We start from the raw sequence: 8,069 nt of genomic DNA on the forward strand, positions 1-8,069 counted from the left end.
CGCCTGCGACAACAGGTGTCGTTCGCGTGTGCCACCACCACGCCCCCCCGCCACACCCCCCATAGGTCCGCCGCCGTCGCCGGTTTTGTAAAAGGCACGGGGCGCCCCCCGCCCGGCCCGCCAGGCCGAGATCCCGGTGGCCGCGGCGATCAGCAGCACGGCGCCGCAGGGGATGCCGATCATCAGGGCGGTGTGGCCGGGCAGGCCCTGCCACATCTCGGCCGCGTCCCCGATCCGCCCCGGTATCCGGGCGCCCAGCAGCGCGATCGCCGCGGTGCCGAGGGTCACGCCGAGCAGGGCGAAGGCCAGGTGCTGGACGAGGAAGCCCCGGGTCACCTGGCCGGGGGTGAAGCCGACGGCCTTGAGGACGGCGATGTCCCGCAGCTGCCCGCGGACCCGCGCGGCGATCGCCCCGGACGCGGCGAGCGCCGCCGCGAGCAGCGCGCCCAGTCCGAAGACGGCGAAGACCTGGCCGAGGAGCTGGTCGTCGCCGCCGGCCTCGGCCCGCGCCTGCTGCCATTTGGTCACCTGGGCCACCCGGTCCGCACCGAGGACGGTCACGGCACGCTGGACGACGAAGTCGGTGTCGCCGGGATCCTGCAGGCGCAGCCCCACGCTCCGCCCGAGGGGCTGCCCCTGGGCCATCGCGTCGAGGGCGGGGGAGAGGACCCAGCCGATGCCCGGTGCGCCGCCCGGCCGGTAGCGGGGCTCGGCTGCCTCGGCCACGCCGCTCACCCGCAGGATGCGCGGGGCGCCGTCCGGCCCGGTGATCCGTACGGTGTCGCCCGGCCCGGCCCACAGCGCGCGGGCGACCGAGGCCTCCAGCACGACCGCGCCGTCCCGGTCGGTACCGCCGTCCGGCACGGTCAGCCAGCTGCCCGCCGTGACGAGCGGCCGACCGGTCTGCGGCGGCGTCGCCTCGGCGGCGCGCAGCGTGACCGAGGCCCGGGCACCGCGTGACTCGACGGTCGCCGCCGCCGTGCGGAACGGCCCCGAGACGGAGGCGACCCCGTCCAGGCCGGACAGGGCGTCCACATCCGCGCCGGGGCGGGTGTGCAGCCAGACGTGCGCACCCCGGGACTGGTTGAAGCTCCGCTGCCAGGGGTTCGCGGCGTAGCTGAACAGTGCGCCGGCCAGCAGCAGGGAGGCGATGATCCCGGCGCTGGCCAGGACGACGAAGAGGGCTTCGCCGCGGTGTGCGCGGAAGTCGGCGTGCGCCCAGCGCAGGGTGGCCCGCACGGTCAGTCCTTCAGATCGAGGACGCGGGACACTCCGCCGCGCCGGCCCCGGCGGCCGTCGCCGGCCCCGGGCCGGGTGCCGCCGTCGCCGGGCCGGGTGTCGTCGGCCCCGAGCCGGGCGTCGTCGGCGATCCGCCCGTCGAAGAAGCTGATGACGCGGTCGGCGGCGCTCGCCATCCGGGCGTCGTGCGTCACCATCACGATCGTCTGGCCGCGCTGGTGGAACCGGGACAGCAGCCGCAGCACCTCGCGGGTGCCCTTGCTGTCGAGGCTGCCGGCCGGCTCGTCGGCGAGGAGCAGGGCGGGGTGGTTGACCAGGGCCCGGGCGAGGGCGACCCGCTGCTGTTCGCCGCCCGACAGCTCGCCCGGCATGGCCCGCTCGCGGCCCTCCAGGCCGAGTTCGGCGAGGAGCTCGGCGCGGGATGCGCGGGCGGCCCTGGGGGAGGCGCCGGCGAGCAGGGCGGGCAGTTCGACGTTGTCGGCGACGGTGAGGTTGGAGACCAGGTTGAAGAACTGGAAGACGACGCCGATGCTGCGGCGCCTCAGCACCGCCCAGCGGGCCTCGCGGTAGGCGTCGACCCGCTCGCCGCCGATCCACAGCTTCCCCGCGTCCGGCCGCTGGAGGCCGCCGATCAGGTGCAGCAGCGTGGACTTCCCGGCTCCGGACGGCCCGGTCACGGCGACGAACTCGCCCGGCCGGACCGTCAGGTCCACCCCGCGCACCGCGTGGACCGGCGCACCCTCGCCGTGGTGCGTCTTGGCCAGGCCCTCGGCCCGGACTATGGGCACGTCCGGAGCGGCGGTGGCGGCGTCGCTCATTCCAGCTCCTCCTGGCAGCGTTCCAGCCAGTCGAGGTCGGCCTGCAGGTGCAGCATGGCGCCCTCGATCAGCAGGTGGGAGATCTTGTTGTCGCGGTCCTCGGCCGCGGCCAGCTTCGACAGGTCCCGCATGGTGTTCAGGTACTGCCGCCGCTGCTTGTTGATCAGCGCGATCGGGTCGGCCATCCCCGATTCCGGCGCGAGCGCGAGCTTCATGAAGAACTCGTCCCGTACCCGGGGCTCCTCGGCGGTGTCCTCGAACCAGGCCTGCACGGCCTCGCGCCCTGCGTCCGTCAGCCGGTACGTCCGCTTGTTGGGCCGGCCCGACTGCTCGACGTCCTCGCCCTCGATCAGACCGCTCTTCTCGAGCCGTCCGAGCGTGACGTAGATCTGGCCGACGTTCGGCTGAGGGTACGCGGCGCCCAGGAGCTTCTCAAGGTCCTGCTTCAGCTCGTAGCCATGGGCCGGGCCGCGCGCGAGGAGTGCCAGGAGCGCCAGACGCACTCGCTCCCCCTCCTTCTCGCTCCGTGGTCAACCGTTCACCGGGCAACGGGCCGGTCGGCACCGCCGCCCACCCCGCCTGCCTGGGCGTCTAGTATCGCGCATGCCTAACAGGTATATATAGGCCGCAATGTTCGGCAGCGCAGCCGGATCGTGCACCGGGAGGAACCCATGCGGTGGATGCGTGCCGCGGGTAGGGCTCTCCTGGTCGCGGCGGTGGTGGTGGCGGGGTACGCCGGCTTCGGCGTCCGCGCCGACGCGGGCGCGGACGCAGGCGCGGACGGGGCCCGTGGCCCCCTGACGCTCGCGACGGCGGGCGACCTGACCGGCTACCTGTCCCCGCTGCTGGCCGACTGGAACGAGGGCCATCCTGACGAGCGCGTGACGCTCGTCGAACTGCCCGACTCGGCCGACGAGACCCGGGCCCAGATGATCAGCGAACTGCGCTCGGGCGGCCACCGCTTCGACGTGCTGAACATCGACGTCGCCTGGACCTCGGAGTTCGCCGCGGCCGGATGGATCTCGCCGCTGCGGCGCGAGCGCTTCCCGTTGGACACCTTCCTGCCGCCGGTCGTCGACACCGCGACCTTCGACGGCCGGCTGTACGCGGTCCCGTACGTCACGAACGCGGGCCTGCTCTACTACCGCAAGGACATCCTGGACCAGGAGGGCGAGCAGCCGCCGCGGACCTGGGCCGAACTGGCCCGCCAGGCCCGCACGATCGCCCCGGGGCACGGCCTGGACGGCTACGCCGGCCAGTTCCTGCCCTACGAGGGGCTCACGGTCAACGTCACCGAGGCCGTGCACTCGGCGGGCGGATCGATCCTGCGCGACGACGGCGCGCGCGTGGCCGTGGACTCCGACGCGGCGCGCGCCGGACTGCGGTTCCTCGCGGACGGCGTGCGTGACGGCTGGATCCCCCGCGAGGCACTCGGCTGGAAGGAGGAGGAGTCCCGGCAGGCGTTCCAGGACGGCCGGCTGCTCTTCCTGCGGAACTGGCCGTACGTGTACGCGGACGCGAGCGCCGACGGCTCGAAGATCGCCGGCAGGTTCGGCGCCGTACCGCTGCCCGGCCCCGACGGGCCCGGCACCAGCGTGCTCGGCGGCTCCAACCTCGCCGTCAGCAGCCATGCCCGGCATCCGGCGACGGCAGCCGACCTGATCTCCTACCTCACCAGTGAACCGGTCCAGCGCAAGGTCCTCACCCAGGGCTCGCTGCCACCCGTGCGCGCCGCGCTGTACGAGGATCCCGAGCTGGTCCGCGCGTACCCGTACCTGCCCACGCTCCGGCGGAGCGTGCTGGCGGCGGTGCCGCGGCCCAAGAGTCCCCGCTACGACCAGGTGAGCATCGTCGTGCAGGCCGTGGCGCAGGACCTGATGGCGCAGCGCCAGGCGCCCGAGCAGTCCGCGGCGCGGCTCGCGCGCGAGCTCGGGGCCCTCTCCCGCAAGGGCTGAGCGCACTCCGTCCTCCACCTCCTCGAAGGTCCCCTCAGAAGTCCCCCCGAAGGGCATCTACTTACATGTTAAGTAGATGCCCTTCGTCGTGCACGCGGATCATTCGGTACAAACCACCCCAGCTTTGCGCTACTTCTGGACACATCGTTGACACCTTTCGGTCGCTGCTACTTAACATGCATGCATAACAGCGCACCTGATCAGGGCGCTCTCGCATTCAGCAGAAACAGGTCGACGCGAGATGCTCAGCACCCTTCCGGCCGACACCGGCCTCCCCTCCCGCAGCACCGCCGCACGTGACTCCTGGTGGCGCGACGCGGTGATCTACCAGGTCTACGTCCGCAGCTTCCTCGACAGCACCGGGGACGGCATCGGCGACCTGGCCGGCGTCCGGGCCGGGCTTCCCTACCTCAGGAAGCTCGGTGTCGACGGCATCTGGCTCAGCCCCTTCTACCCCTCGCCGCAGCACGACCACGGCTACGACGTCGCCGACTACCGCGGCGTCGACCCCGTCTACGGCGACCTCGCCGAGTTCGACCGGCTGGTCGCCGACGCCCACCGCCTCGGCCTCAAGCTGCTGCTCGACATCGTCCCCAACCACTGCTCCAGCGAGCACCCGTGGTTCCGCGCCGCCCTCGCCGCCGGGCCCGGCAGCGCCGAGCGCTCCCGCTTCCACTTCGCGCCCGGCCGCGGCCCGGACGGCACGCAGCCGCCCAACAACTGGCGCGCCATGTTCGGCGGTCCCGCCTGGAGCCGGGTCGCGGAGCCCGACGGCACTCCCGGCGAGTGGTACCTGCACCTGTTCACGCCCGAGCAGCCCGACCTGAACTGGCGCGACCCGGCCGTCGGCGACGAGTTCGAGCAGGTGCTGCGGTTCTGGCTGGACCGCGGAGTCGACGGCTTCCGCATCGACGTCGCCGCCGGCCTGTACAAGCACCCCGAGCTGCCCGACTCGGACGACCCCGGCGCCGACGAGCGGGCCCGCGACGCCGTCAACCAGCTCGCCTGGAACCAGCCCGAGGTCCACGGCGTATGGCGCCGCTGGCGCTCGGTCTGCGAGGAGTACACCGCCCGCGACGGACACGAGCGGCTGCTGGTCGGCGAGGTGTCCGTGCCGACCGCCCGCGAGCACGCCGACTACGTCCGCCACGACGAGCTGCACCAGGCGTTCTTCTTCGACCTGCTCAGCGCGCCCTGGGACGCCGGCGCCTTCCGCCGGACCATCACCGAGGCGGTACGCGACATCGCCGGCACCGGTTCCACCGTCACCTGGGTCCTCAACAACCACGACCAGGTCCGCACCGTCACCCGCTACGCCGGCGAGCCCGGCGTGGAAGGCAGCGGACTCGGCGCCGCCCGGGCCCGCGCCGCCGCCCTGCTGATGCTCGCCCTGCCCGGCGCGGCGTACGTCTACCAGGGCGAGGAGCTCGGCCTCCCCGAGGTCCTCGACCTGCCCGACGAGGTCCTCACCGACCCGATCTTCCACCGCACCGGCAGCCGCAAGCACATCCGGGACGGCTGCCGCATCCCGCTGCCCTGGTCCGGGCACGCCTCCCCGTTCGGCTTCAGCTCGGCCTCGGCCGACATCAAGCCGTGGCTGCCGCAGCCCGCCTGGTTCGCCGAGCACACCACCGACCGCGCTCTGGCCGACACCCGCTCGTTCTGGCACCTCTACCGCGACGGCCTCCAGCTGCGGCGCAGCCTCCCGCAGCTCGGCGACGGCACCCTGCGCTGGCTGGACACGGCCCCGCAGGTGCTGGCCATCGTCCGCGGCGACGGGCTCGTCTGCGCCGTCAACTTCGGTACGGAGCCGGTGCCCGCCCCGGTCGCCGGGACCCCGCTCCTCGCCAGCGGCCCCTGCCCCGACGGGGTGCTCCCCGCGGCGACCGCGGCCTGGTGGACGGGGGAGTTCCCGGCCCCTTGAGCCCCGCAGGCATCACTGCCCGCCCCCAACCGCACCCCTCTCCACGCTCCTCACCCGCCCCTCACCCGCCTCTTCGAAACGGAGCTCCTCATGCGACGACCCAGCACCACGCCCCGACGGATCGGGACCGCCACCTCGGCGGCCCTCGTCCTCGCCCTCGGCGCCACCGCCTGCGGCGGCGGCCCCGCCGGACCCGCCTCCGGCGGCGGTGAACTCACCGGCCAGACCGTGACCGTGGCCGGCGTCTGGACCGGCAGCGAGCAGAAGAACTTCAAGAAGGTCCTGGACGCCTTCACCGCGAAGACCGGAGCCAAGACGGTCTTCGTGCCCTCCGGGGACAACGTCTCCACCTTCGTCGGAAGCAAGATCGAGGGCGGCAACGCCCCCGACGTGGTGATGATCCCCCAGGTCGGCGTCCTGAAGCAGTTCGCCAAGGAGGGCTGGCTCCAGCCCCTCTCCGACGAGGCCGCCAAGACCGCCGGCTCCACCCTCGCCCCGGTGTGGAAGAACTACGGCACCGTCGACGGAACGTACTACGGCCTCTACTTCAAGGCGGCCCACAAGTCCACCGTCTGGTACGCCCCCGACGCCTTCGCCCAGGCCGGCGTCAGCGAGCCCAAGAGCTACGCCGACCTCCTCAAGGCCGGCCGCACCCTTGCCGACTCCGGCCGCCCGGCCTTCGCCGTAGCCGGCGAGGACGGCTGGACCCTCACCGACTGGTTCGAGAACATCTACCTCTCCCAGGCCGGACCGGAGAAGTACGACCAGCTCGCCCAGCACACGATCAAGTGGACCGACGACAGCGTCGTCAAGGCGCTGACCACCCTCGGTGAGCTGTTCAAGGACAAGCAGCTCGTCGCCGGCGGCGCCCAGAGCGCCCTCCAGACTGACTTCCCCTCCTCCGTCGAGCAGGTCTTCGGCCCCCAGCCCAAGGCGGGCATGGTCTACGAGGGCGACTTCGTCGGCGGCGTCGCCAAGGACCAGTTCGGCAAGCAGCTCGGCAAGGACGCCAAGTTCTTCCCGTTCCCCGCCGTCGACGGCGGCAAGGCGCCGGTCGTCAGCGGCGGCGACGCGGCCGTCGTCCTCAAGCAGGGCAAGAACAACAAGGCCGGCATGAAGCTGCTCGAATTCCTGGCCGGCCCCGAGGCCGCCGCGATCTGGGCCGGCGCCGGCGGCTTCCTGTCCCCGAACTCCAAGGTCGACCTCGCCGCGTACGGCGACGACACCACCCGCGGCACCGCCGCCTCGCTCGTCGCGGCCGGCGACTCGGTCCGCTTCGACATGTCGGACCAGGCGCCCGCCGCGTTCGGCGGCACCAAGGGCGCGGGGGAGTGGAAGCTCCTCCAGGACTTCCTGCGCGACCCCTCCGACCCGCAAGGTACGGCCGCCAAGCTCGAGGCCGAGGCCGCCAAGGCCTACGGGAACTGAGGCCGCCGTCCCATGTCCGACATGCTGACCGCCCGCGCCGCGGTGGACCCGCGGCGCCGGGCCCTCAGAAGGAAACGACTCCTCGCGGTCGCCTTCGTCCTCCCCGCCCTGCTGCTGCTCGGCGCCCTGGTCGTCTACCCGGTCGTCTTCTCCTTCGGCCGCAGCCTCTTCGACGCCAGCGGCACCCGCTTCGTCGGCGCCGGGAACTACGCGGAGATCATCCGCGACCCGGCCACCCTCAAGGCCGTCCGCAACAGCGCCATCTGGGTCGTCGTCGCCCCGACCCTGCTGACCGGACTCGGGCTGGTGCTCGCCGTCCTCACCGAGAAGGTGCGCTGGGCCACCGCCTTCAAGCTGGTGCTCTTCCTGCCGATGGCCGTGTCGTTCCTCGCCGCGGGCATCATCTTCCGGCTCGCCTACGAACAGGACCCCGGCAAGGGCGTGCTCAACGCCGTCGTCGTCGGCGTGCACGACACCTTCGAGGACAAGGCCGCCTACCCCACCGCTCGGGCCCGCGAGGGCCGGGGCCTGACGGGCACCGCCGGAGGCCCGTACAGCACCGAGCGGACCGTCCGCCCCGGCGCCACGCTCACCCTCGGCCTCGTCGGAGTGGCACCCGAGGCGATACCCGCCGGCGCGAAGGCGGCGGCCGCGGCCCCGCCCGCCGGGCCCGGCGCGGCCGGCATCGGCGGAGCCGTCTACCTC

General features: G+C 73.1%; 7 protein-coding genes. 4 read left to right on the forward strand and 3 right to left on the reverse strand.

Annotation, left to right across the window (positions count from 1 at the left end; translation table 11 throughout):
* From GPJ59_RS30165 to GPJ59_RS30175, 3 genes are all read right to left on the reverse strand, one after another.
* The coding region (locus GPJ59_RS30165) for an ABC transporter permease (protein WP_219671089.1) at positions 1–1,239 on the reverse strand (1,239 nt) is incomplete at its 3' end.
* Positions 1,240–1,241: 2 nt separating this feature from the next.
* Positions 1,242–2,057, reverse strand: a complete 816-nt coding sequence (locus tag GPJ59_RS30170; protein WP_219671090.1) for an ABC transporter ATP-binding protein — start codon at positions 2,055–2,057, stop codon at positions 1,242–1,244.
* On the reverse strand, positions 2,054–2,560 hold the full coding sequence (locus GPJ59_RS30175; protein ID WP_219671091.1) for a PadR family transcriptional regulator: 507 nt from the start codon (positions 2,558–2,560) through the stop codon (positions 2,054–2,056). Before GPJ59_RS30175 ends, GPJ59_RS30170 begins: the two co-directional genes overlap by 4 nt.
* A gap of 168 nt (positions 2,561–2,728) precedes the next feature.
* Between GPJ59_RS30175 and GPJ59_RS30180 the strand changes: the two genes are divergently transcribed.
* From GPJ59_RS30180 to GPJ59_RS30195, 4 genes are all read left to right on the forward strand, one after another.
* The gene (locus GPJ59_RS30180; protein ID WP_219671092.1) at positions 2,729–4,012 is read left to right on the forward strand and encodes an ABC transporter substrate-binding protein; all 1,284 of its coding nucleotides are present in this window, start codon (positions 2,729–2,731) and stop codon (positions 4,010–4,012) included.
* A gap of 241 nt (positions 4,013–4,253) precedes the next feature.
* Complete coding sequence (locus GPJ59_RS30185; RefSeq protein WP_219671093.1) at positions 4,254–5,936, forward strand: glycoside hydrolase family 13 protein; 1,683 nt, start codon at positions 4,254–4,256, stop codon at positions 5,934–5,936.
* 90 nt (positions 5,937–6,026) lie between these two features.
* Complete coding sequence (locus GPJ59_RS30190) at positions 6,027–7,364, forward strand: ABC transporter substrate-binding protein (RefSeq protein ID WP_219671094.1); 1,338 nt, start codon at positions 6,027–6,029, stop codon at positions 7,362–7,364.
* A 12-nt stretch (positions 7,365–7,376) separates the two neighbouring features.
* Positions 7,377–8,069: carbohydrate ABC transporter permease (locus GPJ59_RS30195; RefSeq protein WP_374200951.1), on the forward strand; the 693-nt coding region annotated here is incomplete at its 3' end.

It is taken from the genome of Streptomyces bambusae (assembly GCF_019400985.1).
Taxonomy (GTDB): Bacteria; Actinomycetota; Actinomycetes; order Streptomycetales; family Streptomycetaceae; genus Streptomyces; species Streptomyces bambusae_A.